The 24,682-nt window shown below is 43.1% G+C and carries 20 protein-coding genes, 1 tRNA gene and 1 pseudogene; 14 read left to right on the top strand and 8 right to left on the bottom strand.

Annotated features, from left to right (window positions below):
• Nucleotides 1-395: 395 nt before the first annotated feature.
• From grpE to ACS8E3_RS05325, 5 genes and pseudogenes are all read left to right on the top strand, one after another.
• Entirely contained in the window at nucleotides 396-1,001 is a 606-nt protein-coding gene (gene grpE, locus ACS8E3_RS05345; RefSeq protein ID WP_439242013.1) for a nucleotide exchange factor GrpE, read from the top strand.
• Between the two features lie 286 nt (nucleotides 1,002-1,287).
• Nucleotides 1,288-3,228, top strand: coding sequence for a molecular chaperone DnaK (gene dnaK / locus ACS8E3_RS05340; RefSeq protein WP_439242011.1), 1,941 nt, complete (start codon nucleotides 1,288-1,290; stop codon nucleotides 3,226-3,228).
• A gap of 367 nt (nucleotides 3,229-3,595) precedes the next feature.
• Complete coding sequence (locus ACS8E3_RS05335; protein WP_439242009.1) at nucleotides 3,596-4,141, top strand: porin family protein; 546 nt, start codon at nucleotides 3,596-3,598, stop codon at nucleotides 4,139-4,141.
• A 241-nt stretch (nucleotides 4,142-4,382) separates the two neighbouring features.
• Nucleotides 4,383-4,838: pseudogene (locus ACS8E3_RS05330) on the top strand (NfeD family protein); the annotation flags it as partial.
• A gap of 291 nt (nucleotides 4,839-5,129) precedes the next feature.
• Nucleotides 5,130-6,011, top strand: coding sequence for an SPFH domain-containing protein (locus ACS8E3_RS05325; protein WP_439242007.1), 882 nt, complete (start codon nucleotides 5,130-5,132; stop codon nucleotides 6,009-6,011).
• 87 nt (nucleotides 6,012-6,098) lie between these two features.
• On the opposite strand, the gene hemN is transcribed toward ACS8E3_RS05325, so the two are convergent.
• On the bottom strand, nucleotides 6,099-7,649 hold the full coding sequence (gene hemN / locus ACS8E3_RS05320; protein WP_439242005.1) for an oxygen-independent coproporphyrinogen III oxidase: 1,551 nt from the start codon (nucleotides 7,647-7,649) through the stop codon (nucleotides 6,099-6,101).
• Between the two features lie 294 nt (nucleotides 7,650-7,943).
• Nucleotides 7,944-10,475 (bottom strand): penicillin acylase family protein, encoded by a 2,532-nt coding sequence (locus ACS8E3_RS05315; protein ID WP_439242003.1) that lies wholly within the window; start codon nucleotides 10,473-10,475, stop codon nucleotides 7,944-7,946.
• Nucleotides 10,476-10,759: 284 nt separating this feature from the next.
• Here ACS8E3_RS05315 and ACS8E3_RS05310 point away from each other — a divergent pair, with 284 nt between their 5' ends.
• Nucleotides 10,760-12,331 carry a YifB family Mg chelatase-like AAA ATPase gene (locus ACS8E3_RS05310; protein ID WP_439242001.1) on the top strand — a complete coding sequence of 524 codons (1,572 nt, stop codon included), beginning with the start codon at nucleotides 10,760-10,762 and terminating at the stop codon, nucleotides 12,329-12,331.
• Between the two features lie 158 nt (nucleotides 12,332-12,489).
• On the opposite strand, the gene ACS8E3_RS05305 is transcribed toward ACS8E3_RS05310, so the two are convergent.
• The 3 genes from ACS8E3_RS05305 to ACS8E3_RS05295 all read right to left on the bottom strand — a co-directional run bounded on the left by ACS8E3_RS05305 (nucleotide 12,490) and on the right by ACS8E3_RS05295 (nucleotide 15,506).
• Nucleotides 12,490-14,199, bottom strand: coding sequence for a formate--tetrahydrofolate ligase (locus ACS8E3_RS05305; protein WP_439241999.1), 1,710 nt, complete (start codon nucleotides 14,197-14,199; stop codon nucleotides 12,490-12,492).
• A 1-nt stretch (nucleotide 14,200) separates the two neighbouring features.
• Nucleotides 14,201-14,890, bottom strand: a complete 690-nt coding sequence (locus ACS8E3_RS05300) for a phosphoglycolate phosphatase (RefSeq protein WP_439241997.1) — start codon at nucleotides 14,888-14,890, stop codon at nucleotides 14,201-14,203.
• A 115-nt stretch (nucleotides 14,891-15,005) separates the two neighbouring features.
• On the bottom strand, nucleotides 15,006-15,506 hold the full coding sequence (locus ACS8E3_RS05295) for a DUF4385 domain-containing protein (protein WP_439241995.1): 501 nt from the start codon (nucleotides 15,504-15,506) through the stop codon (nucleotides 15,006-15,008).
• 176 nt (nucleotides 15,507-15,682) lie between these two features.
• Between ACS8E3_RS05295 and ACS8E3_RS05290 the strand changes: the two genes are divergently transcribed.
• Complete coding sequence (locus ACS8E3_RS05290) at nucleotides 15,683-16,015, top strand: hypothetical protein (RefSeq protein ID WP_439241993.1); 333 nt, start codon at nucleotides 15,683-15,685, stop codon at nucleotides 16,013-16,015.
• Nucleotides 16,016-16,140: 125 nt separating this feature from the next.
• Here the strand turns inward: ACS8E3_RS05290 and ACS8E3_RS05285 are convergent.
• Nucleotides 16,141-16,216, bottom strand: a tRNA-Phe gene (locus tag ACS8E3_RS05285).
• Nucleotides 16,217-16,310: 94 nt separating this feature from the next.
• Nucleotides 16,311-16,733 carry a hypothetical protein gene (locus ACS8E3_RS05280; protein ID WP_439241991.1) on the bottom strand — a complete coding sequence of 141 codons (423 nt, stop codon included), beginning with the start codon at nucleotides 16,731-16,733 and terminating at the stop codon, nucleotides 16,311-16,313.
• A gap of 226 nt (nucleotides 16,734-16,959) precedes the next feature.
• Between ACS8E3_RS05280 and hisB the strand changes: the two genes are divergently transcribed.
• The 5 genes from hisB (at nucleotide 16,960) to ACS8E3_RS05255 (ending at nucleotide 20,761) form a co-directional block, all read left to right on the top strand.
• Nucleotides 16,960-17,598 (top strand): imidazoleglycerol-phosphate dehydratase HisB, encoded by a 639-nt coding sequence (gene hisB / locus ACS8E3_RS05275; RefSeq protein ID WP_439241989.1) that lies wholly within the window; start codon nucleotides 16,960-16,962, stop codon nucleotides 17,596-17,598.
• Nucleotides 17,598-18,233 (top strand): imidazole glycerol phosphate synthase subunit HisH, encoded by a 636-nt coding sequence (gene hisH, locus ACS8E3_RS05270; RefSeq protein WP_439241987.1) that lies wholly within the window; start codon nucleotides 17,598-17,600, stop codon nucleotides 18,231-18,233. Before hisB ends, hisH begins: the two co-directional genes overlap by 1 nt.
• A 115-nt stretch (nucleotides 18,234-18,348) precedes the next feature.
• Nucleotides 18,349-18,732, top strand: coding sequence for a hypothetical protein (locus tag ACS8E3_RS05265; protein ID WP_439241985.1), 384 nt, complete (start codon nucleotides 18,349-18,351; stop codon nucleotides 18,730-18,732).
• 67 nt (nucleotides 18,733-18,799) lie between these two features.
• Nucleotides 18,800-19,642, top strand: coding sequence for a hypothetical protein (locus ACS8E3_RS05260; protein ID WP_439241983.1), 843 nt, complete (start codon nucleotides 18,800-18,802; stop codon nucleotides 19,640-19,642).
• A 207-nt stretch (nucleotides 19,643-19,849) separates the two neighbouring features.
• Nucleotides 19,850-20,761 carry a DJ-1/PfpI family protein gene (locus ACS8E3_RS05255; RefSeq protein ID WP_439241981.1) on the top strand — a complete coding sequence of 304 codons (912 nt, stop codon included), beginning with the start codon at nucleotides 19,850-19,852 and terminating at the stop codon, nucleotides 20,759-20,761.
• 232 nt (nucleotides 20,762-20,993) lie between these two features.
• Here the strand turns inward: ACS8E3_RS05255 and ACS8E3_RS05250 are convergent, their stop codons facing one another.
• On the bottom strand, nucleotides 20,994-22,325 hold the full coding sequence (locus tag ACS8E3_RS05250) for a valine--pyruvate transaminase (RefSeq protein ID WP_439241979.1): 1,332 nt from the start codon (nucleotides 22,323-22,325) through the stop codon (nucleotides 20,994-20,996).
• A gap of 539 nt (nucleotides 22,326-22,864) precedes the next feature.
• Between ACS8E3_RS05250 and ACS8E3_RS05245 the strand changes: the two genes are divergently transcribed.
• Both ACS8E3_RS05245 and ACS8E3_RS05240 read left to right on the top strand, forming a co-directional pair.
• Entirely contained in the window at nucleotides 22,865-23,695 is an 831-nt protein-coding gene (locus ACS8E3_RS05245; protein WP_439241977.1) for a DUF4062 domain-containing protein, read from the top strand.
• A 108-nt stretch (nucleotides 23,696-23,803) separates the two neighbouring features.
• On the top strand, nucleotides 23,804-24,592 hold the full coding sequence (locus ACS8E3_RS05240; RefSeq protein ID WP_439241975.1) for a hypothetical protein: 789 nt from the start codon (nucleotides 23,804-23,806) through the stop codon (nucleotides 24,590-24,592).
• The last annotated feature ends 90 nt before the right edge of the window (nucleotides 24,593-24,682 follow it).

The following is a 24,682-nucleotide window of genomic DNA, read 5'->3' as shown; positions in this document are numbered from 1 at the left end:
GTATCGGTCTTTATGACTTTTTATAGCTTTTTATGACCTTGATACTTTTTTATAATTCAGTTTATAGTTCAATATTTTTTATAAATAATAGTTGGTAAGTAGTAAGTGAGGTCATCATAAAACAATCAAAAGTGAAGTTAAGTATCGTTTAGTAATCATTTACGAGCTAAAAGTAAACTATAAAGAATGATTCAGCTTTAAGTGCTGTTTTGGCTGCCATTGTCTGGTTTATAGAAATTAAATCTCAAAATTAAAAAAATCCTCGGCTTTAGGCTTGAAATATGCCCTCACTACCTTTATCAATCAGCTATTGAATATGGTTTGCAGCAAAAGTATTAATGAAGTGCTAAATTCTAGGTATATTACAAAATTATCATAAATAATAAGGAGTTATCATGAGCGAACAAAATCCAAATCAACAAGCTGATGAAAATAGCGCAAAAGCGGCTCACAGTAATCTTGAGCGCAGTGAAAGCGTCCTGCAAGAAACGATGGATGAGTTTGACCCGCAAAACGATTCAGCCGATGAAGCCACTATCGATAACGAAATCGATATCAATGTTTATGAAGCGCGCATCAAAGAGCTTGAAGGCGAAGTCAAACAAGCAAAAGAGACGACTGCCCGTGCTAATGCTGAAACTTATAACGCGCAAAAGCGTATGGAACAAGAAGCCGATAAAAGTAAGAGATTCGCCCTGCAGAAGTTTGCCAAAGAGCTATTAGAAGTGGTTGATAACTTAGAGCGCGCTATCGAAAGTACCACCTCAGACGACCCTGTCACCGAAGGGGTGCGCTTGACGCACAAAGCTTTGCTAGATGTCTTGAATAAAAACGGCGTAGAGGTTGTCGAACCACAAGGCGAGACGTTTAACGCAGACTTGCACGAAGCGGTCGGTATCGATGCTGATGCTGAGCCTGATACGGTCGGTACGGTACTGCAAAAAGGCTATAGCCTAAACGGTCGTCTGCTGCGTCCTGCTATGGTTCGCGTCGGTCAATAAGTTAAACCAGTAAGCTTGGCTAATAAGTGAGATTAGCAAAAAAAACAAGCTAATAATCCTTATTAAAGGTAAGGATATTCACAAAAATTCACACAAAAGCGAATTATTGCGCTGTTATTGACTTGAAAAAATACCAGCGCAAACCGATATAAAGCAACAAGTGACCACATATGGTCTGATAGTTTGATTTTAGCTTGAGTTTTTGGCAGCTCTTTTTTGATAGTTTGGATGCACAAAAACTGCAAGCAACCCAATAGAAATTTAACAACATTTGGAGCAATTAATTATGGGTAAAGTAATAGGTATTGACTTAGGAACCACCAACTCATGTGTAGCGGTAATGGAAGGCGATAGCGTCAAAATTATCGAAAACGCTGAAGGTACGCGTACTACCCCTTCAATCGTCGCTTATAAAGATGATGAAATTTTGGTTGGTCAATCTGCCAAGCGTCAAGCAGTCACCAACCCGAATAAGACCCTGTTCGCTATCAAGCGTCTGATCGGTCGTCGTTTCGATGACAAAGTCGTGCAAAAAGATATCGGCATGGTACCGTACAAAATCGCTAAAGCCGATAACGGTGATGCTTGGGTTGAGATCAACGGTAAAAAACTTGCGCCACCACAGGTCTCTGCTGAAATATTGAAAAAAATGAAAAAGACAGCCGAAGACTATCTTGGTGAGAGCGTTTCTGAAGCCGTTATTACCGTTCCTGCTTACTTTAATGACTCACAGCGTCAAGCAACCAAAGACGCGGGTAAAATCGCCGGTCTTGATGTAAAGCGTATCATCAACGAACCAACCGCAGCAGCACTCGCTTATGGTATGGACAAAAAACAAGGTGATAGCACAGTAGCAGTCTATGACTTAGGTGGTGGTACGTTTGACGTCTCAATCATTGAGATCGCTGATGTCGATGGCGAGCAGCAGTTTGAAGTATTAGCGACTAACGGCGATACTTTCTTAGGCGGAGAAGACTTTGACTCAGCGCTTATCGACTACCTCGTTGATGAGTTCAAAAAAGAGCAAGACTTCAACCTAAAAGGCGACTCTCTTGCAATGCAGCGTCTAAAAGAGGCGGCAGAAAAAGCGAAGATTGAGCTATCAAGTGCTCAAAGCACTGAAGTGAACTTGCCTTATATCACTGCCGATAGCAGTGGTCCTAAACATTTAGTCATTACTATTAGCCGCTCAAAACTTGAGAGCCTAACTGAAGATCTAGTCAAACGTACGATGGGTCCTTGTAAGATTGCTCTTGAAGATGCTGGCCTAAAAGTTGGCGATATCGATGACGTTATCTTAGTCGGTGGTCAGACTCGTATGCCACTAGTACAAAAGCAAGTAGAAGACTTCTTCGGTCAAGAGCCACGTAAAGACGTGAACCCTGATGAAGCAGTAGCGGCCGGTGCAGCGATCCAAGGCGCGGTACTCTCTGGCGACAAAACTGACGTACTATTGCTTGACGTGACGCCATTGACGCTAGGTATCGAAACCATGGGCGGTGTGATGACGCCAGTTATCGAGAAAAACACCATGATTCCTACTAAGAAATCACAAGTGTTCTCAACGGCAGAAGACAACCAGCCTGCAGTTACCATTCAGGTGTATCAAGGTGAGCGTAAAATAGCTAACCAAAATAAACTCTTGGGCCGTTTTGACTTGACCGATATACCACCAGCGCCGCGCGGTCTGCCGCAAATTGAAGTGACTTTCGACATCAACGCTGATGGTATCATGAACATCTCAGCCACTGATAAAGGCACGGGTAAAGCACAAAGTATCCAGATCAAAGCAGACTCTGGTTTGTCGGATGAAGAAGTCGAGCAAATGGTACAAGACGCAGAAGCTAACGCTGCTGAAGATGAGAAGTTTGCAAACTTAGCGCAAGTGCGTAACGAAGCTGATGGTCGTATTCATGCAGTACAAAAGGCCTTAAAAGAGTCAGAAGATAAAGTCACTGAAGAAGAAAAATCATCAGTAGAGACGGCTATCTCTGAGCTTGAAACGGCTACTAAAGAAGACGATCATGACGACATCAAAGCTAAACTTGAAGCGCTAGATAATGCTTTCTTACCGGTTAGCCAAAAGATCTATGTTGATAATAGCGCAGGCGGCGAAGGTATGGATCCAGGTCAGTTCCAGCAAAGCACAGAGTCAGCAGATGCAGCGCAGGATGATGATGTAGTAGATGCAGAGTTCACCGAAGTGGACGAAGACAAAAAGTCATAATTGATACTACTGGCAATACCTTAAAGCTAGTTTTATATAAGTATTAGAAAAACGCACCTGTCGAGGTGCGTTTTTTTATTGGTTAGTCGTTATCACTAATTGAGTCATTATGAGTGCGGATGGACATAAATTTTATAAAAAATCTAGTTATGTAACAAAAGATTTCATATCTCAGTCTTTGTAACTTAGTTACTGATATTTACTTGCAAATCTTAACCCGTATGCCCTCAAACGTAGACACAGCGTATGACATGTTTTGTTACTATATATTCATCGTTAGCAAACAGGGCGATAAGGCTGAAAAAAGCCTTAATAACTAACTTAAGTACTAACTTGTTTGTCAAAATATGAAACTCAGGAGATAAAGATGAAAACTTTACAGAAAACTCTATTAGCACTAGCCGCTGGTTCTTTAGTAAGTGTAGGCGCACAAGCTGCCGTAACTTATGGTAGTGGCTATGCCGGTCAGCCATATGTTGGTGTTAAAGTCGGTCAATTCGACTTAGACGTTGATAACGCTGATGATCCAACTGCATATGGTATCTACGGTGGTTATAACTTTGACCCTAATTTCGGTCTAGAAGCTGAATACGTAGGATCAGATGATGCTGACTATAGAAACGGTGATTTAGATGCTAAGACTTACGGTGCTTATGGTACTTACCGTTATTCTTTCCCAAATACAGGCTTATATGCTAAAGGTAAGCTTGGGGTAGCAAAAACTAAAGTAGAAGGTGACTATACCGTTGGTCCAGTTAAGGTCTCAAACTCTAGCAGTGATACTGGTATCGCCGGTGGTGTTGGTCTAGGTTATTCAGTTAATCCTGACTTTGGTGTAGAAGCTGAATATTCTATGATGGATAGCGATGTCGATGCCAAGCTTATCACTGTTGGTGCTCATCTAAAATTCTAGTCTGAATTTATAAGCTAAGATTTACTTTTTAGCTCAGCTAGCACGATAAAACGATCACTTCGGTGGTCGTTTTTTTTGTATAATTTTAGGTCAAAGTCCTTTTAATCTTATGCAGAATCATAACTTTTATATGGTGAATGCTCTTAAGTTATAAATAACAGTATGATATTGATTTTTAAGATAATATTAATAACCGAGATGTGCTACATTAAAAGCTAGAACAATAAAGGGAGTCGCCGCAATGATTGAGACTATTTGGATGCTGGAACCTTGGCATTGGCTAGTACTAGGTTTCTTATTGATGATTGCTGAGATTTTTATTCCCACCTTTGCTAGCCTTTGGTTCGGTGCTGCTGCTGTGATTGTTGCAGCGTTGTCTTGGTTATTGCCTATTCCTGTTGTAGCACAGGTGCTCATATGGCTTGCACTATCTGTGCTATTTATGTTCGCTTGGATCAAGTATATTAAGCCCCTATCGGTAAACCGTACCAAAGCAGGACTAGGTGGCAGCGTGATCGTTGGTGAGACTGGTATGATAGTGCTCAAGCCGCAAGCTGATAAATCTGGCATGGTACGTTTCAATGTTCCAATAGTTGGCGCGGATGAATGGCCTTGCCGTACCGAAGGCAAGGTAGTAGAGGTTGGCGATAGGGTAGTAGTGACAGGTATCATAGGTAATGAGCTCATGGTCGCTCCGACTCAGCGCATCACGGCGGCCACAACTGAAGTACAGCCTAATATTACGCCTAAAGTAGAGACTCAAGCTCTTAAAGGAAAAACCAAAAGTAGCCGCTTAAACCTAAATAAACCTAACCTAGATAGGGTACGTCTAAAAAATAAATTTACGGATAAGTAGTCCGTATATGCCAATAATATTTTCAAATTAGAGCATGAAGTAGCAAGATAGAAGAGATAAAAGAAATTAGGAAGCTGAAATAAATATGACCTATTGCTGCGTCATTTATGGCAGAGGTTCAAGGAGAGCGTTATGAACAGTATTTTAGGTATCTTAGGTGGTGGCGGTATCGTCATGGTGGTACTAATTGCCTTGATTATCTTTACCGTTTTTAAAGGGGTAAGGATTGTTCCTCAAGGTTACAAGTGGGTGGTTCAGCGCTTGGGTAAATTTAATCAGACGCTTGAGCCTGGTCTGACGCTGATCATTCCTTTTATCGATAGAGTAGCCTATAAAGTCACTACCAAAGATATCGTTTTAGATATTCCCTCACAAGAGGTTATCACTCGCGATAACGTGGTAATCATCGCCAACGCTGTGGCTTATATCAATATCGTACGCCCAGACAAAGCCGTTTATGGTATTGAAGATTATGAATACGGTATTCGTAATTTGGTACAGACTTCCTTGCGCTCAATCATCGGTGAGATGGATTTAGATAACGCTTTGTCTAGTCGTGATGAGATCAAAGCGCTACTCAAAAATGCTATCTCAGAAGATATTGCTGATTGGGGAATTACGCTTAAGACGGTTGAGATTCAAGATATTAATCCCTCACAAACCATGCAAGCGTCGATGGAAGAACAGGCCGCTGCTGAGCGTCTACGCCGTGCTACCGTTACTCGCGCCGATGGGCAAAAGCAAGCGGCTATCTTAGAGGCGGACGGCCGCTTAGAAGCTTCACGCCGTGATGCAGAAGCGCAAGTGGTCCTAGCCAAAGGTTCTGAGGAATCCATTCGCTTGATTACTGCGGCGATGGGCGATGAAGAGATGCCTATTGTGTACCTGTTAGGTGAGCAGTACATTAAGTCGATTCGACAATTGGCTGAATCTGATAACTCAAAAATGGTGGTATTGCCGGCTGATATCTTAAGTACGGTCAAAGGTATGGTTGGCGACAAGCTCAAGGTTTAAACAACGACTTGCTCAAATTTTATTTTTAGCTCTAAAAAGACCTCAATTGAGGTCTTTTCGTTCTCTACTATCTGTTTTTAAAGCTTATTAAATCACTTTAGAAAAGCGATTCTTGTGCTTTTTGTTTAGATACTCATCGAATACCATCGCTACGTTACGTCCTAAAAAACGGCCTTTGGGCATAATACGGATACCCGCCGCGTCCATATCGATAAGCTTATCTTCTTGCATAGCGCCAAGCTGCTCAATCTCATCAATGAAGTAAGTAATTGCATCGATACCGAACTTTTGATTCACATCTTTGAAGTCGATATAGTCATGACAGAGTAGATTCATAATCACATACTCTCGCAGACGATCTTTGATAGAGGTTTTAATGACTTTCGCCGCGGGCATAACGTTAGGGTTGCTGCGTGCTGCGTTAATAGTCTCTTGATAAACCTGCAGGTCAGTATGGTTTTGCATAATATAACGGTTGCTGCTATTGGCAATCTGGCTAATAGCGGAGACCCCAAAGCCTAACAAATCGCAATCACCCATGATGGTATAGCCCTGAAAATTACGGTGCAGTTTGCCCGCACGCTGTGCTATCGCTAACTCATCATCGGGTTTAGCAAAATGGTCAATACCTATGTACTGATAGCCGGCCTCGGTCAGTGTATTTACCGTATCAGCAAGCATCGTTAGCTTGTCGCTTGGACTTGGCAAGTCCTCATCTTTGATCTGCCGCTGTGCTTTAAAGCGTTCTGGCAGATGCGCGTAATTAAATACCGATAACCGATCCGGTGCCATCTCAATAATGCGTTGTACCGTTTTGTGCAAAGTCTCAGGCGTTTGATGCGGCAGACCATAAATTAGATCGAGATTGATCGAATGAAAGCCAAGCGCTCTTGCCTCAGTCAAAATATTAGCAATAAGCTCTGCTGAGTGCACGCGATTTACCGCAATTTGCACCGCTTCTTCTAGATCCTGTACCCCTAAGCTAATTCGGTTAAAGCCAAGATTGCGTAGTGTCTGTAAAGTGTTATCACCCAGTTCACGTGGATCAATCTCAATAGAATAATCGCCTTCATCTTCAGGCAAAAATTCAAACTGAGTTTGCAAAAACTCCCACAACCGTACTAACTCTTCATCACGCAAGAATGTTGGCGTACCCCCGCCTAAGTGCAGCTGCTTAACCAGTGGTTTTTTGCCTTCTTCAACTGCCAATAAACGGCGTTTGTGTTTAATCTCGCTAAATAAGTATTCTAGATAATCGCCTGAGTCGCTGTTCTTTTTAGTAATGATTTTATTACAAGCGCAGTAGTAGCACAGATGACGACAAAAGGGGATATGAAAATATAACGATAATGGCGCGCGTGTTTCACGGCTCTGGAGGATTTTGGTCTCTAAACCATCAGCTATCTCTGAGAACTCTAAAGCGGTCGGGTAAGAGGTGTAGCGTGGTCCTGAGCGATTGTATTTATTAATAAGTGCCTGATCAAAGCTAGGCAACTGTTTATTGCCACTATCGCCGCGTAGGCTAGCGTAAGGGTTTGCAACTTCAACGACAGGACGAGCAGTAGTAGGCTGCTCACCTGCATGATTATAAGGCTGTTGAGAGTGATTTGGATTAGAAGGGGTTGAATACTCTGTCATGCGGCGCTCCTTTCACGTTAGCGGCAATGATAGTCAGCTGAAGATTCAGCTAAAAACAGATAGGCTGTTTAGGACTGTTTTATCAAAAAAATGGCTGAATCAATAGGTTGTATTGTAGCAAATCCTTAGCTCTATTAGGGTAATTTAGTGGTTTTATATGTCTGCTATTTATTTGATTGCCGTTAATGGTTTGCAGATGGATAAAGGTAGACTTAATCAAAAAGGCCTCAGAATTATCTGAGGCCTCTTATACAAAGTGCTTTATAAAAAGTGCTTAAGTTCTACTTACGTTAATTATTTGTCTTCTCTGATTTTTAGCACTCCACCGACTGCTTTTTCAGCGATTTCACTGCGACTAAAAGGTACTTTAATCCAGTCTTTGGCTGAGTAGCGACGCGTCTGATCACGATGATAATGGCGCGTGCTATCCGCTGATTGCGAGTAAGCTAGTAGCGCTTCTACGACAGGGCCGTTATTATCAAAAGTGACCGACTGCATATAAGTGGGGCCATTATTGATGATGTAGTTACCGGCATCATTAGGTCCAGGTCCTCTTGCGACGTTGAACAGGCCTTCACCGGTACCTAGACCGCCATGCATAGGGATTTTTTCGTTATTATTACCAGCGTCAAAGACATACTGCACGCTACCTAAAGTAGCATCAAGGGCAATGCCTTTATCTTGGAAATACTGAATAGAATCTGCTAGCGCGGTACGAGTCTTAGAGCTAATAATAATATCGCGCGGCGTATTGACCGGATCGTTGACATCGAAGCGTACACTAAATAGATCTTCATTTTCAGTGGTTTCTTCAAAGCCAACGTTTCTCCAGAACTCTCTAAAGACGTGCGCGCCTTCGCTATCGATGTCGTTACGGCGGTCCCAATTACTTAGGACATTACAAGCTTGCGTAGCGTCAATGGTCTCGCCATTAGTCAATGGCATAATAGGATTGGCGCTGCAGTCGGCCAACACGTCATCTAGCACCAGTTCAGCGGCATAACTGCGATTACTGTAGACCACTTCTTGCATATTGTCTAAGTTAAAGGTAGTACCGCCAAGACCATCATTATTATTCAGACGATCCTGTATCTGTACCAGTCCCATACGTGAGCGCATAAGTAACGGCACACCATCGACAGGGGTAGCACCTAAGAAGGGAGTGAGTTGACGACGGAGCAAGGGCGAGAAATCAGTTAAAGGTTCTTGAGGGTTACTTAACCAATAGCTGTCGTTAGAATTGGCGACATAATCATCACGAATCAAGAACGGCAAGTTTGAGCGTCCAAAGATACCTGCTTGCGGTGAGTCATCATCATTGCCCCATTCACAGGCTGCTGTATCCCCTCGCAGTGCTGGCAAGCCAAAGTTAACAATGGCTTTTAGGAAGAGATTGCCATCAGTACAGCTCTCAAGCTTCTCTTTGGTTACATGCGGTACGGTGGAGATATCAGCGTAGAGCGCTTTGCCATAGCGGTCAGTGGCGATAGTGTTGACGAAGCCTAGACCGACCATATCTTGCATTCTGTCGACGAGATCCTCGACGCCAGTAGCTTTGTTCATGCTACGCCATTGATTCAATGAGCGCGCATTTTCTGCAGCGGCATCACGAATGGTAAAGGCGCTGTTATTCTGGCCCCACGCTGGCAGTGCGCCGTTGACGAGATTAACAGCTAACATCGGACCAAAGTGTGAGGAATAAACAGGCTGAGTCAACGTTTCGTTGTTGGGTAATTGAATGGTCACTTCATCCATGCGGATATCGCGCTGCTCGACGACGCCATCCTCATTGGTATAGTTATACTTCATAGGATCGCCATTGACCAGATCAAGCTGATATAGGGTGAAGCGCTTGGCAGTAGAGACGGTATGACTCCAAGCGACATCTTTATTGAAGCCAATATTGATAAACGGCTGACCTTGCTGGGCTGAACCCATGACATCAATCTCACCGGGTATAGTCAGATGAAACTCATAAAAACGCTGTACACCATTCCACGGCTCATGGGGGTTGCCATACATAACCCCTTCGTCTTTACCGGTGACCTCACTACCAAATGCGTAAGCATTACTACCGCCATCCATCGCGTTAATGGTCGACATATCGAAATCGAACCCTGCCGCTAAATCTGCAGCAGATGTCGACGAAACTGAGTTTAAGCTCATCTCTGTAGCGGAGTCTGATTCAATAGAGCGCATCCTGCTGCTACCCATAACGACATTATCTGCTGGCGGAGCGGCAGCTACAATGGGACTGACAAAGTTAGAGAGCCCGCCGCGCAAATTGGCTTTGCCGTAAAGGGCTAGCAGATCATCAGTACTGATCTCGCGTACCCACTCAGCGCCGGCACAATCAGGATCGATGTTTTCTACGCCTGTATCACGCAGATAGCGACTAACCCCAGCGGCATAACCAGCTACCGCATCGAGCACTTCAGGCTCTTGTGCATTCAAAAACTGAGCACGTTTGGCTGGTGAGTTATACCAAGTATAGAATACATCGCTAGCCACACTACCTTCGTCACCTAGATATAGCATACTCTTTCCACTAGAAACCACAATCTCGCGGGCAAGCGAACAAATATTATCTTCCGCAAAAGCGTAGCCGACGCCATAGCCTAAACCGCTATAGTCGTTAGCAGTGATATGCGGAATTCCAAACTCAGTGCGTCGAATATCAGCAGCATATGCAGAGGAGGTAGGAGGTGTGACGACTTGATCGTTGAAGCTACTATCGCTATCCGAACAACTGACCAATCCAAACGAGACGGCCACTGTTAATAGCGCTAATTTCGGCGCGCGCCGATCGCGTATTATGATTTTCATAAGCTTTACTGTCCTTAGTTAATAATGGCTTAAAGGCATATAAAATAACTACTACAACTACCATCTTCAGCCTTCAATAAATTCCTTTTATTGCTAGTAGTGTACAACTGCACACTTATGATATAACAATACTTAAGAGCTTTTCTAGTTAAATGATAGATTCGTTTAAATAAACAAAGCTTTTGGGTAGCTAATAATTAGCTGACTCAGCTTACAGAAGACGACATTTGCGCACTAATTGATAATACTCTATTATAAAACCTCCCTTCTGTTAGGAAACGCTCATGTCGTTTGCGCAAGTCTATACCCGTTCGGTCGTCGGTCTACATGCGCCAAAAGTGATCATAGAAGTACATTTATCACAAGGCTTGCCTGCGCTTACTATCGTTGGCTTACCAGAAGCGGCGGTACGTGAGAGTAAGGATCGGGTACGCTCCGCTATTCTGAATTCCGGCTTTCAGTTTCCTAATCGGCGCTTAACGATCAATCTTGCACCTGCTGACTTGCCAAAAGATGGCGCGCGTCTTGATCTGCCGATTGCTATCGGTATCTTGGCAGCTAGTGGTCAGCTTGAGCCGGAAGTGTTATCAGGGTTTGAGTTTATCGGCGAGCTGGCGCTCAATGGTGAATTACGGCAAGTAACGGGCAGTTTAGCAGTGGCTCGAGCGATAAGAGCAGAAGCTTTAGCAGCAAAGACTGCAAAAGTCGCGCAAACGCAAATGTCAGCAGACAAGATAGCCGCAAATCCGTCCACGCAATTAGTCGTGCCTATTGATAATGGCATGGAAGCTAGCCGCGTTGAAGGGGTCGAGGTGCTAGGCGCTACAAGCCTAAAGGCGGTATGTAAACACTTACAGTCGTTAGCAGATCCAAACGCAAGCGCTGAGCGTTTAGAGGTCGTCATTCCTAGCATTACGCAAAAGCGAGCAGGTTATAAAGTCGATCTGGCCGATGTCAAAGGCCAACATCATGCTAGGCGAGCGCTTGAGATAGCGGCGGCTGGCGGGCATTCGCTACTATTCACTGGGCCGCCAGGCTCTGGCAAGACTTTGATGGCGTCGCGTCTACCGACTATCCTGCCAGACTTAAGCGCTGAAGATGCGCTAGAAGTGGCTAGTACTTATTCAGTCGCCGATAGCGATTATGATTATGGCACACGCCCCTTTAGGCAAGTGCATCACACCATATCAGCAGTAGCACTCGTTGGCGGCGGTTCTCGTCCAAAACCTGGCGAGATAACATTAGCCAACAAAGGTGTACTTTTTTTGGATGAGTTGCCTGAGTTTGAGCGCAGCGTGCTCGAGGTATTGCGTCAGCCATTAGAAGCTAAGCAAATTACTATCAGCCGTGCTAATTCGCAGATGACCTTTCCGGCCAATTTTCAGCTAGTGGCGGCGATGAATCCATGTCCGTGCGGCTACGATGGTGACGCCTCTAATCGCTGCCGCTGTCGTCCTGAGCAGATTAAGCGCTATCAAGATAAGCTCTCAGGGCCGCTGCTAGACCGTATAGATCTGCATATCACTGTACCGGCGCTCCCTATAGCTGACTTGCAGAATAGGAGTCGAGGGGAGAGCTCAGAAGCAGTTAGGGAGCGGGTCACGGCTGCCAATGAACGGCAAATCACCAGACAGAATAAAGCGAACAATGAGCTAAGTCCTAGTGAGCTCGATGAATACGTGGATCTAGGCGAGAGTGAGCAGCAGCTGTTACAAATGGCGCAGCAGCGCTTGAACCTATCGGCGCGTGGTTATCATCGGGTATTACGAGTGGCGCGTACTATAGCTGATCTGGCAGACAGTCACGATATTACTAGCGCCCACGTATCTGAAGCGCTCAGTTATCGAAGCAAATAAATTATTAAAAAAACCTAGTTGACGTAGGCTGCGGCTTTAGCCTAGCTTAAAATCCTGCAAAAGTACGGGGCTGGGCTAAAAGCGCCAGCCTACAGAGTCCAAATAAATTTAACATTTTGCTAATCAGTATTTATCAATGGCTATACAGCCTCTAGTATTTAAAACAATCCGGTAATATTACCTGTATCATCAACATCGATACGTTCAGCCGAAGGGTGTTTAGGCAAGCCAGGCATCTTCATAATAGGGCCACAAATCACTACGATAAAGCCGGCGCCGTTAGAGATACTAATATCACGCACCTGAATCCTAAAGCCAGTTGGCCTGCCAAGTAGCTTGGCATCGTCACTAAGCGAGTACTGAGTTTTAGCGATACAAATCGGCATTTTATCTACATTCAATTGTTCTAACTGGCGTATCTTGGACTGCGCAAGGGAGCTGATATCGATATCGGTAGCGCCATAAATACGCTGAGCCACCGTGCGAATTTTATCCACAATACTATTATCGCTATCGTGCAAAAACCGAAACTGGCTGGGTTGCTGTTTTGGAGTCTCGAGCACTTCTAGTAAAGCCTTCGCTAGCACTTCACCGCCAGCGCCGCCTTTTTCCCAGACTTGAGTTGAGGCAACTTTGACGCCTTTTGCTTGGCAAGCTCGTTTGACTAATTCCACCTCAGCATCAGTGTCGCTGACAAAGTGATTGATGGCGACAATGACTGGTAGACCATAGACATTTTGCATATTATCGATATGCTTAAATAAATTAGGCAAGCCTTGCTCAAGTGCTGATAAATTCTCTTGGGTGAGCGCATCTTTTTTGATGCCGCCGTTGTATTTTAGCGCGCGGATAGTGGCGACGATAATCGCCGCATCGGGCGTTAGGCCTGATAGGCGACACTTTATATCGCAGAATTTCTGCGCACCTAAATCGGCACCAAAGCCAGCTTCGGTAAGCGTATAATCCGCTAGATGCTGCGCCACGCGGGTAGCGATAACTGAGTTGCAGCCATGAGCGATATTGGCAAACGGGCCGCCATGTACAAGGGCTGGCGTGCCTTCTATAGTCTGTACTAAATTAGGCTTGATCGCTTCTTTTAACAACGCTGCCATGGCACCTTGCGCGCCCAAGTCTCGAGCATAGATAGGCTGCTTATCTGTATCAAAAGCGATTAAAATATTGCCTAAACGCTGTTTTAAATCATTCAAATTCGTCGCCAAACAAAAAATAGCCATCACCTCAGAGGCTACAGTAATATCAAAGCCATCTTCCCGGGCAACGCCGTCAGTGCGTTTGCCTAAGCCACCGATAATATTACGTAGTTGCCTGTCGTTCATATCTATGGCACGGCGCCAGAACACCTGCTTAGGATCAATGTCGAGCGCATTGCCTTGATAGATATGATTGTCAATCAGTGCCGCTAATAAGTTATTGGCCGCGCCGATAGCATGAAAGTCGCCAGTAAAGTGCAAGTTAATATCTTCCATCGGTAGCACTTGCGCGTAACCGCCGCCAGCCGCACCTCCTTTCATCCCAAATACTGGCCCTAGCGAGGGTTCGCGTAAGGCTACGGTCGTTAATTTGCCATCGTCTTTTTGTCTGTGTAAACGATTAAGCGCGTCGGCTAAGCCAATAGTCACAGTAGTTTTGCCCTCGCCTGCGGGCGTCGGATTGATCGCTGTGACTAGTATTAGTTTGCTGCTTTTAGCTTTAGCTGGGGTGCTCAGTACCTCACCTGCATTTATTTTCGCTTTATAATGACCATAAGGCTCGATGTTATCTATCGATAGGTTTAGCTTTTTGGCGATATCTTTTATAGGATATAAGGTTGCATTTTGGGCGATAGTAATATCACTAGGTACAGTCATATCAAAGCTCTTTTTTGTCTAAAAGGTAGCGAGTCAAAGTCGCAAAGTCATCAAAGGCTTGCGTCGGCTGGAAGTCGCGAATATCTTGACCGTAGTTATAACCATAAGAGAGACCAAGGGTATCTATGCCAGCATTTTGTCCGGCTAAGATATCGTTTTTTGAGTCGCCTATCATAACCGCTTTATCAAGCATAACTCCTAACTTGTCACAAACATGAAATAGTGGCGCCGGATCAGGTTTTTTGGTAGACAAACTATCACCGCCTAATACCTCTACAAACCACTCCTGCCAACCAAATGACTGCAAAATTTTGGGTACAAAACGAATGGGCTTATTAGTCACTAATGCTAAGGTAAACCCTGCATCATGTAGCGCTCTTAGTCCACGATCGACATTCGGGTAAGCAACTGTTCTGCTAACCTTAAGACTACTATAAGCTTCTAAAAACAGCTGCTCAGCATGATCGGCCTCTGCTGCAGTAAGCTCACCCTCCGCAATGTCTGTCTTGCCAACCAATGCTCGCTCTACTAGTAGCCGTGAGCCATTACCGACCCAACCTTTTATAGTTTCAAGTGAGTAGGTGGGCAAGCCTAGCTGCTCAAGCATAATGTTAATCGCTGTCGCCAAATCAGGAACGCTATCGATCAAAGTGCCATCAAAATCAAAAATCAAAAGCTGCTTATTCTGCATAAATTTTTACTCATTATTAGGGCGTATTGTTCATTCAAAGAAGCTAAAAACGGCTTTTAGTGGTGCCACTTTAGCATAACAAAAGTTGAAAAATACTCAGTTAGATATACTTAAGTTACTCAACGTCTTTATAACGCGCGCGGTGTTCCTTTTTCATTCTGAGATACTCTTTATTCTCGCGGCACTCGTCCCATTTAGCTTTAAATATCCGCGCCGATTTTGCCTTAACGGGATCTTCCTCTTGACGTGGGAGCTCTTCGCGACCATGAGCGCCGCTTTGGCCTTTTTTGTCATCGGGCACGGGGCCTTTGTATTTTTTACCGCCTTTATGATTGGCGTAGCGTCTGGCACGAGTGTAGCCCATTTGAATAAATTTACGCGCCATATCAGCGCCAACAAAATCATCGTCCGCTAAGTAGTCTAAAAACATCTGAAAAATAGTCTCGCTACTCTCATGAGCGATATCAGGGGTAGCAAAGCGCCAGTGCGGTAAAATCTCTGATTTGTACGGTTCAACCAATAGTACGCCTTGCTCGCCGCGACCCACGCGGTAGAGCTCGGGGTTTTTTCGTAAATCTAAATTTGCATAATCCAAATCGTAATCAAACTCTCTCATCAGCCTTCCTCTTAGCAACTAGTCAAAGCTAGTATACTAACCACGCCGAGCCAATAAACAGCACAGAAATGTTATGCAAGCGTGATAATAAAGCGTTAACATTAGTCCCAAAGCAAAGATATTTAATTTAACAGTACTCAAAAACCGTATTATTTAACCTAACAGGATGAGCTGTTATGCAAAAACCAACCATTAGCCATCAAGCTTCGCCGCTGTTTTTGACATCATTTTTAGTGATATTACTTAGCACGCTGAGCTTCACGAGTGCTCATGGCGCTTGGTTTGAGCGGTTGATACCTGAAGGCGAAGCTTATACCGTTACCGAGGTAGATCGCGATTTAGCCTTTGTGATCGATGGATTCATCTATGATGCGCGTAAGTTTTGTTATATGGCTGTAGGGGATAATGTGGTGTTTTTTGACGGGCGTCACGGTATCGACTATCGCGCTACCGTTTATAACCTAGACTCTAACGAGCGCTGTGAAGTGTTGCTGCGAGGCAGGCTTTAGATCGCTCAAAATAGCCAAAATATTTTAAGATAAGATAGCATCATATAAACAGCCATAAAAAAACCTCAAACGCGAACGTCTGAGGTTTTAGTTGCTTACTTAAAAGCTAGATTTGGTCAACGAAATGGTGGCTCGAGGCAGGATCGAACTGCCGACACACGGATTTTCAATCCGTTGCTCTACCGACTGAGCTATCGAGCCGTCTTCGCTGAGGACGCTATTAAACTAAATATACGCCTTGCTGTCAAGACATTTTTATCTTTTGTGCGCTAAATAATCAAATTCAATTCAAAAGTTAGTCTTTGACCCTGATTAATTCGTACTCGCTCATAATCTGATGGATATCGCTATCAACGGGTACAAACTGGCGCACGCCTTTTTTGACCTCCGCATCATAGACCATCTTAATAAACTTAGCATCGATTGCGCGTCCTTTATTTTGTTGATGCACAGTTAAATATTGCAAGCGCCGGCTATCTGTCTGCCCATCATCGAAACAGCCAACCGCCGCGATAGGTTTGTCATTAAACATGCCGACATATAGATATTGCCCACGTTTAAAGCCATTCTCGATGATATTTAATACCTCCCCGCCGCTAGGCTGGTTATCATCAGCGTCATACATGGCTTGCAAACGCTCTGCTAATTCATTGTCGCGAGCAGGCTTTTTTATCAAAGGTGCATTTAAATCATTAATCGCGATGGCTTCTAAAGGCATGATATGTCCTATTTTCTGATGAGTGCTAACAGTATTAAGTTCAAATAAAACCAATTAAAAAAGCGTCATTAATAAAACTTAAGGCAGTATTTTAACAGATTAGGGCAAATAGCGCCTCGCTTTACCCTGCTACCATAGCCGTCATGAGAGCATTTTGCTATGATAAGCCTATATATATTTCCTCAGTATCTATTTACTCCCCATCCCTTATTTATAGAGAGTAGCTATGTCTGCCGATAATAATCAAGCGCAAAATTCCAATCTACACGGCCGCCCAGCGCGCACCGCCACTGTTGAGCGTAACACCGCTGAGACGCAAATCACTTGTACGGTCAACCTTGATGGCACTGGTCAAGGAACCGTCGATACTGGCGTGCCGTTTTTAGATCATATGATCGATCAGATTAAGCGTCACGGTTTGTTTGACTTGGATATCAAATGTGTGGGCGATACCTTTATCGACGATCACCACAGCGTCGAGGATACTGGTATTACGCTTGGGCAAGCGTTTAATAAAGCGCTCGGTGATAAAAAAGGCATTCGTCGTTATGGGCATTTTTATGCGCCACTCGATGAGTCTCTAACCCGCGCGGTAGTTGACTTATCAGGGCGTCCGGGGCTACATATGGATATCCCTTTTACCCGCTCGCACGTCGGTAAATTCGATGTCGATCTATTTAGCGAATTCTTCTACGGTTTCGTTAACCACTCGTGGATGACGGTGCATTTGGATAACCTTAAAGGCAAAAACAGTCATCACCAGATCGAGTCGACCTTTAAAGCCTTTGCTCGTGCCTTACGTATGGCGTGCGAGTATGATGAGCGGGCGCTGAATACGCTGCCATCGACCAAAGAGGCGTTCTAATGACCAAAATTGCACTATTAGATTATGGCATGGGTAACTTGCATTCAGTGAGTAAGGCGCTTGCCAATGTCGGCAGCGATGTATCTATCACAAGCGACCCTAAAGTCGTCGCTAGCGCTGATAAAATCGTCTTCCCTGGTGTCGGTGCGATGCGCGATTGTATGATTGGTATGCATGAGGCAGGTATTGATGAAGTAGTGCGCGAAGCTATCTTTAACAAGCCCGTCATGGCGATTTGTGTGGGTATGCAAGCGCTATTTGAGCGCTCCGCTGAGAATAGTGGCACCGATTGTTTGGGGATTTTAGACGGCACGGTAGAAGCCTTTGATCCTACGTGGACGGACGAGCAGGGCGCAACCATTAAAGTGCCGCATATGGGCTGGAACACCATTACCGATATGGATTTAGCGCATCCCTTATGGAAGGGCATAGAGAACAATCAGCACTTTTACTTTGTGCACAGCTATTATTGTGATCCTGCTGATGAATCGCAAATCGCCGCCATTTGCGATTACGGACAGCCGTTTTGTGCCAGTATTATCAAAGACAATCTGTTCGCCACTCAGTTTCATCCAGAAAAAAGCCATACCGCAGGTTTGCAACTGCTCAAGAATTTTGTCGAGTGGGATGTATAGCTAGACAAAACAGTGTATAAGTTTGCAAGGTGAGTTGAAGTCAGCGTAGCTCACCTTTTAATTATTGTTTATTATTGGCCTCAGCTATTGCTAGCTATCATACGCGGAAACCTCAGTGGACTTTACGACCTTTAAACTAAACATCATTGAGACAACCGGTCTCGCTAAAGATGCTTTGCACATCTACGTCGGCGTTGGCGTCTATCTGCTGAGCTTGCTTATATTACGCCCTATCATTAAAAGTCAGAATATCAGAGCCTTTTTAGCGTTACTGGTAGTGATTAGCGTGGCATTGCTAGGCGAGTATTTTGACAACCGTCATATTATCGTGCCAAGGGGTATCTCAGAGTTAAGAAGTATAGACATAAAGGCCAGTATTCATGATTTGATAAATACTTGTTTGCTACCTTTCGTGCTATTTGCGTTAAATAAGTGGACAACGATTTTTCATCCCACCGCACCTGCGCCAACCGTTAGATTATTAAAAAAACGATCTTAACTTATCACCATAGAAATAAGGTAAAGTAATGGGGTTGTTTCTCAAACCTAAAAGAGGAGCCTTTGCCATGTTTATCTACAAAAAGTATATGCGCTTTGCCACTAGAGTGCTTTTGATATTAAGCGCTTCACTACTTTGCCTCGGTAGCTATCAGCCAGCAATGGCTGTTCAGAATGTCATTAAATCGACAAACCCCTCCATTAAAAAACCATCAGCCCGCGCAACACCTGTACCTGTCAAATTACTTGATACTAATGAGTTAAATCGAATAACGCATTTGTCAGTAGGCAAAAAAGATCAATTTTTTCCAGCTGGCAAAATACTCAATGACTATCTTAAAATTGAATTAATAGATAAAGCCTTTTTTGAGAAAAAACGTCCGCTCGCTGTCGATTATTTATCACATAAAAACGCCATTAAAAAACAAGATAGCGTCATATCCATTCAACTGGTTAAGGACTCTTTGAAACTAGTAGATATCGATAGTGACGATGATGGCGAAACGTATAGATATATCGGCCAAATAGATGCCTTAGATCAGCATCTGGTTGAAGTACTGCGTTGGGAGAGTCAGAACTATCAAATGTTTGATCAAGTTGAAGGGTTCTTAACTCAAGAGTTTTCAGCTTATCCTTATCTCTCACCAAATAAACGGTATATCATCTCAGCTTATGCCAACCCATACGAGGGTCATACCGATCTCGGACTCTATAAAGTTAAAGGCAGAGAGATCATCCCTGTTATGAGTGCAGGCTTTAAAAATTGGATGCCTATCACTGATCCTGCTGATATATTTTGGGCGAGAGATGGCTATCTGTATTTAGCGGTGACTCATAGCGCTAGTGCCATGCAGATCGGCGGTCGCGTCAATGCACAGACGCAGTATATTAGGATAAAAGTTGATTTATAGAGTGGTTAGTTGTTACATAGATAATTCTTGCAACTTAACAACCGACCCCTTACAAAGCTTACTAAACATAAAAACTCTCTTCTACTTAACGCCTCCTTAGTTTGTTATTTTACCCTTAGACAATAACCAAATTGATATATCTATCAAGTTTATTAATTTGGCTATCCATAACTATCAATAATAAAAACCTATTAAAAAGGAGTCGCTATGAATATCCAAGACCTACTAGACAAAGCCAAAGATACTTTAGGTTTAGAGCCGCAAGAGACCGAATCAGGCGCTTATACGCCTTCCAAATCCTCGCTAAAGATAGCTGCGCCCAATAAAACCAACTACGATAATACCGAGTATGATAATCCGTACACGGGCAATAAAAAAATCATGATGATCTGTACCGAAGAGCAATACATGACCATGGAGAACGGCAATAAGTTTGATACCGGTAATCATCCCGTTGAGATGATGGTGCCGTTACTGCATTTTAAAAAAGCAGGCTTTGATGTCGATGTATTTACTCCAACAGGCGAGTCTGTCAAAGTCGAGCAGTGGGCAATGCCTGAGGACGATGAAGACGTCAAACAAATCTATGGCGAGTATAAGTCCAAGTTTGAGAGCCCAAACAGCATCGCTGACTTTGTCAAAAACGATATGGCAGACAGCACTGATTACGCCGCTATTTTTATCCCCGGTGGTCATGGCGCGATGCTGGGCTTGCCTGAAGATAAAAACCTTGGCGAATTGTTACGCTGGGGTTATGACAAGGATTTATTCACCTTAGCCATTTGTCACGGACCTGCGGCGTTATTAGCGGCTGATTTAGAGAGTCCTGACAGCTCTGATAAGACAGATAAAGCTGAGCGCGACTTTATCTTTAAAGGCTACAAGATGGTTGCCTTTCCGACCGCAATGGATAAGCAGATGCCTAAGATCGGTTATTTGCCCGGAACACTGCCGTGGTACTTTGCCGATAAGTTAGAAGATTTAGGCGTTACTATTGATAATAAACTCGCTTCAGGACAAACGCATCAATATAGAAAGCTTATCTCAGGCGATGGGCCTCTAGCGGCAAATGATTTTGGGAAGATGAGTGCTAAGGCTTTATTGAAAGAGCTTAATTAAAAACGTTTTGATATAACCATTTCTAAGTAGGATGAGCACAAGCTATCTACACTAATTACGTACTGCTGGGATGAATTTTGCGCTGCCTCTGGAGTGATGAAGTCGCACAGCAAGCAAGGAAAATTTATACCAGCAGTAATTCAACAATTTTAGATTGAGTCAGCTGTATGTTTACTCCATAAAAAAACGGACTATTCATTAGTCCGTTTTTTACGTTTAAAACTAAAAGTCTTTACTTAGCCTCATCATAAAGTCCCCTTACCACCTCACCAATTACCGCAATCCCTTTGGTTAACGTGTCTTTATCAGCGGCAATACTCATACGGATACACTCATGCGCATGTTTATAGTTATCCACATCAACCCCGGGGAAGAAATACTGGCTTGGCACAATGAGCGTGCCTTTTTCTTTCAAACGCTCATACAATTCAAGGGTAGTAATTGGTAAATCCTTAAACCATAACCATAAAAATATCGCGCCCTCAGGCTTATGAATCGATAGCGGATAATCGCCTAATTCTTGCTTAAGTAGGGCAACTGCGGTTTTGGCTTGCTGCTGGTAAAACGGCTTAATATCGTTATCAGATAAGTCTTTGATAGCGTCGTTTTCAACTAAAGGCGTGGCAATAGAAGCGCCAAAACGTGTCGGCGAGAGATTGACCACCGCATTCATCGCGCTTACCGCTTCAATCACCTCAGGCGCAGCAACGATAATACCGGTACGCACTCCCGGCAAGCCGATTTTCGACAGGCTAAAACAAAGAATCGTATTGTCATCCCAGCTTAGCTTTACGTCAGAATAAATAATATTAGGGAAGGGCATGCCATAAGCGTTATCGATAATCAGCGGCACATCGTAACGCCCCGCAATCTCCGCCAAGTGCGCCATTTCCTCATCGGTCAATACATTACCCGTCGGATTGGTCGGACGCGAACAACAAATCGCCCCAATACGTCCCTCTTTAAGCTCTGGCAAGTTCTCTAACGCCTCAAAGTCCACCCGATACTTAAAAAACCCTGCCTCGCCATCATGGGCGACCTCATCGATATGCGGCAACACCGCCATAAAATGCTGACCTTCGACATGAACATCGCTATAGCCGATATACTCAGGCGCAAGCGGTAGCAAAATGGACTTATCGATGGTTTGTTCTTCCGAGTCTTTTTCCTCAACGAACGCGCCGCCAAATAAGTTAAATAAATAGAAAAACGCATTTTGCGAGCCGTTGGTCAACGCGATATTTTCACTCGTCAAATTCCAGTCATAATGACGATTAAAAAACCCCACCAAAGCATCAATAAAAGCAGCATCGCCCTGCGGATTAGAGTAATTCGCCATGCTACTCGTCGCTGTACTATTAATCTCATCATTGAAGCTACCATCATTACCCAGCGCTTGATAGGTCTCCAAAAATAACTCATTCACCGCGTCAATCCGCGCCGGATTACCGCCGCCCAGCATATTGACTGGCTCATCGCTTTTGAGCGCATCGCCCAAATCATCCATCAATTGCGAGATGCCCGTAGGCTGAATAAACTTTTGACCAAACTTAGAGAATTTCATAGGATTACCGTGCGCTTGTCAGTATCTGACTGTTTGATTAGGTGAGTGTGCGGGTTCGCGTGGCGCTAGTATAGCAAATGCCAGCTTTGATGTGCGCGGTGTCAAGCGCTGATCGCCGTTTATCTTTCGTATATTTAACCTGCGTATAAACCAAAAAACGCCCTCTATATCCATAGCGAGCGTTTCGGTTTGTGGTTTTGGGGGCTTGGGGTTTTGGAGCTAATCCTGCTTTACGCTTGTAGTTGGTAGTTAATCAAGGACGATAGCGACGGCTTGCGGTTTTGAAACTCTTCTCACATGCTAGAATAACATTTACATGAGAGCTAAACACTTCAAGAACTAAGTCAAGAGTGCAAATTTTAACGTTTGTAATACTAACAATTAATTAACTATCAGCAAATTGGTATATTTAGTGCATAATTATGCGTATTTAAATTCTTTTGAGGAAGATCATATTTTTCGGAAAAAACTAGTAAAATGTAAGTTAAGTCATATTAGTTATTTCTACAACAGTCGGTATGCCAATATAAGGTTTTCCCATGAGTTACAATGCAAAAGTGTTCAATGTAATGATCGCCTCTCCAAGCGATGTTGAAGAAGAGCGCGCAATAGTAAGAAAGGTTATACACGAATGGAATGCTATTAACTCTGAGCATCGCAATATAGTTTTACTACCCATAGGATGGGATACACATGCTTCCTCGGAAGTAGGCTCCCATCCCCAAGAAATTATCAATAAACAAGTACTAGCTAAGAGTGATTTACTAGTGGGAATTTTTTGGACGAGGCTCGGCTCTAAAACTCCAAGCTATGATAGTGGCACTGTTGAAGAAATAGAAAGGCATGTTAAGAATGGTAAGCCTGCTATGCTTTATTTTTCTGAAAAACCAGTTGCTCCTAATCTTTTAGATACAGAGCAATACAAGAAGCTAGAGTCTTTTAAAAAATCGTACTATGATAGATCCTTTTTTCATACTTATAGTGATACTAATAACTTTAAAGAGAATTTCACATCTAGCTTACAGTTAAAAATCAATAATGATCCTTTTTTTTTTGAAAAAGAAGATGCGGAAGATACTAATTTCTTAAGTATATATCAAGCTGCTAAGCTAAGTATTGAAGCCAAAGAATTGTTAAAGGAAGCTAGTTTGGATGAAAGCGGGTATATATTAGTTTTTGAGACATTGGACGGAAAAGAAATAACTACAAATAGTAGAGATTTTCTTGTGTCTAACTCACCAAGAGAGAAAGCAAAGTGGGAAGGTGCAGTAAGAGAACTAGTTGAAGAAGGTTACATTATTAAGCCTACAAGCAATAGTGATTGGTATGAAGTCACTCAGTCTGGTTATAAGTTAACTGATAGCTATTAGAAAACAACATCTGTAGGTAGCGTAGTAAATTGGATATAATGGTATTTATAGTTTCGACTATAGAGTACAGGAGTTTTGTCGTTATTTAAAATTAACTATAGGAATATCGTGAAACCAGAATTCTCAGAATCTTCTTATGCATTTTCTCTAGTTAACGAAATGGCCAAAAAACATCCGTTCAATGTAGCTCCTATTTTTCCTTCTTTGTATGAAGAAGGGAGGACAGGTGGTTATGATACTGAAGTAAATATACAGGGAACACCATTCTTCTTTCAATTTAAAGTATCAGACTACTTATCTAGGTCTAATGCAACTCATTACCGTACGTTCAATGACTCTTACTATCAATTTCATTTACATGCACGTAAAAAATCTAAACAACATGACCTATTACTTCATCTTGAGAACAGTGGTAATCCAGTGTTTTACGTTGCGCCTAGGTTTTATAAGCACAATGACTTAAATATGAATTTTAGAAATAGTAATATGGTCTCAGAATCTATTTGGATTACAGCAAAAGAAATAGGTGCTTTACCTGATGACGACCTTCATTCGGTTTGTTTCAATAAAAATAATACATTGGTTTATTTGTTTTCTGAACCTAGGCAGATAAATAGTAAGTTTAGCAGCCTTAATAATATTTCAGATGATTTGAATGGTTTTAACGTTTATTTTGACTATTTTAGAATGTCATCTAGTTATGAAAAGTATCACAAAGACACTTGGGAAGGTTTGTTTAATCAGATGGTCTATATCATTAATAAGCATTCAGGTAATAATTCATTAGGTAAGGAGAATATTAAAAAATACATTAATGATATTAATAGCATTAAAAGTAAATGTGCATTTTTATCAAGACTATTTTTTGGTGCTGAGATGCTAATTTTAAATACTTAGTTTAAATCAGAGGCACGTTTCAGCCCTGATAGTAACGATTATCCTGACGGGCTAAGCGAGTTGCGGACGTATCGTTTTGAGATGATCTCG

Source organism: Psychrobacter sp. 2Y5 (assembly GCF_051847375.1).
In the GTDB taxonomy this organism is placed as follows: Bacteria; Pseudomonadota; Gammaproteobacteria; order Pseudomonadales; family Moraxellaceae; genus Psychrobacter.
Note: the sequence above shows the minus strand (reverse complement) of the source record. Positions and strands in the feature narration are given on the sequence as shown.

What these genes read in the sequence shown, in the direction of transcription:
- ACS8E3_RS05315 (WP_439242003.1), bottom strand. Translation starts at nt 10,475, where the DNA reads ATGAAAATCATAATACGCGATCGGCGCGCGCCGAAATTAGCGCTATTA.
- ACS8E3_RS05290 (WP_439241993.1), top strand. Translation starts at nt 15,683, where the DNA reads ATGCAAAAACCAACCATTAGCCATCAAGCTTCGCCGCTGTTTTTGACA.
- ACS8E3_RS05260 (WP_439241983.1), top strand. Translation starts at nt 18,800, where the DNA reads ATGTTTATCTACAAAAAGTATATGCGCTTTGCCACTAGAGTGCTTTTG.
- ACS8E3_RS05295 (WP_439241995.1), bottom strand. Translation starts at nt 15,506, where the DNA reads ATGAGAGAGTTTGATTACGATTTGGATTATGCAAATTTAGATTTACGA.
- ACS8E3_RS05335 (WP_439242009.1), top strand. Translation starts at nt 3,596, where the DNA reads ATGAAAACTTTACAGAAAACTCTATTAGCACTAGCCGCTGGTTCTTTA.
- ACS8E3_RS05325 (WP_439242007.1), top strand. Translation starts at nt 5,130, where the DNA reads ATGAACAGTATTTTAGGTATCTTAGGTGGTGGCGGTATCGTCATGGTG.
- ACS8E3_RS05245 (WP_439241977.1), top strand. Translation starts at nt 22,865, where the DNA reads ATGAGTTACAATGCAAAAGTGTTCAATGTAATGATCGCCTCTCCAAGC.
- hisH (WP_439241987.1), top strand. Translation starts at nt 17,598, where the DNA reads ATGACCAAAATTGCACTATTAGATTATGGCATGGGTAACTTGCATTCA.
- ACS8E3_RS05305 (WP_439241999.1), bottom strand. Translation starts at nt 14,199, where the DNA reads ATGACTGTACCTAGTGATATTACTATCGCCCAAAATGCAACCTTATAT.
- ACS8E3_RS05310 (WP_439242001.1), top strand. Translation starts at nt 10,760, where the DNA reads ATGTCGTTTGCGCAAGTCTATACCCGTTCGGTCGTCGGTCTACATGCG.
- ACS8E3_RS05280 (WP_439241991.1), bottom strand. Translation starts at nt 16,733, where the DNA reads ATGCCTTTAGAAGCCATCGCGATTAATGATTTAAATGCACCTTTGATA.
- dnaK (WP_439242011.1), top strand. Translation starts at nt 1,288, where the DNA reads ATGGGTAAAGTAATAGGTATTGACTTAGGAACCACCAACTCATGTGTA.
- grpE (WP_439242013.1), top strand. Translation starts at nt 396, where the DNA reads ATGAGCGAACAAAATCCAAATCAACAAGCTGATGAAAATAGCGCAAAA.
- ACS8E3_RS05250 (WP_439241979.1), bottom strand. Translation starts at nt 22,325, where the DNA reads ATGAAATTCTCTAAGTTTGGTCAAAAGTTTATTCAGCCTACGGGCATC.
- ACS8E3_RS05300 (WP_439241997.1), bottom strand. Translation starts at nt 14,890, where the DNA reads ATGCAGAATAAGCAGCTTTTGATTTTTGATTTTGATGGCACTTTGATC.
- ACS8E3_RS05255 (WP_439241981.1), top strand. Translation starts at nt 19,850, where the DNA reads ATGAATATCCAAGACCTACTAGACAAAGCCAAAGATACTTTAGGTTTA.
- hisB (WP_439241989.1), top strand. Translation starts at nt 16,960, where the DNA reads ATGTCTGCCGATAATAATCAAGCGCAAAATTCCAATCTACACGGCCGC.
- hemN (WP_439242005.1), bottom strand. Translation starts at nt 7,649, where the DNA reads ATGACAGAGTATTCAACCCCTTCTAATCCAAATCACTCTCAACAGCCT.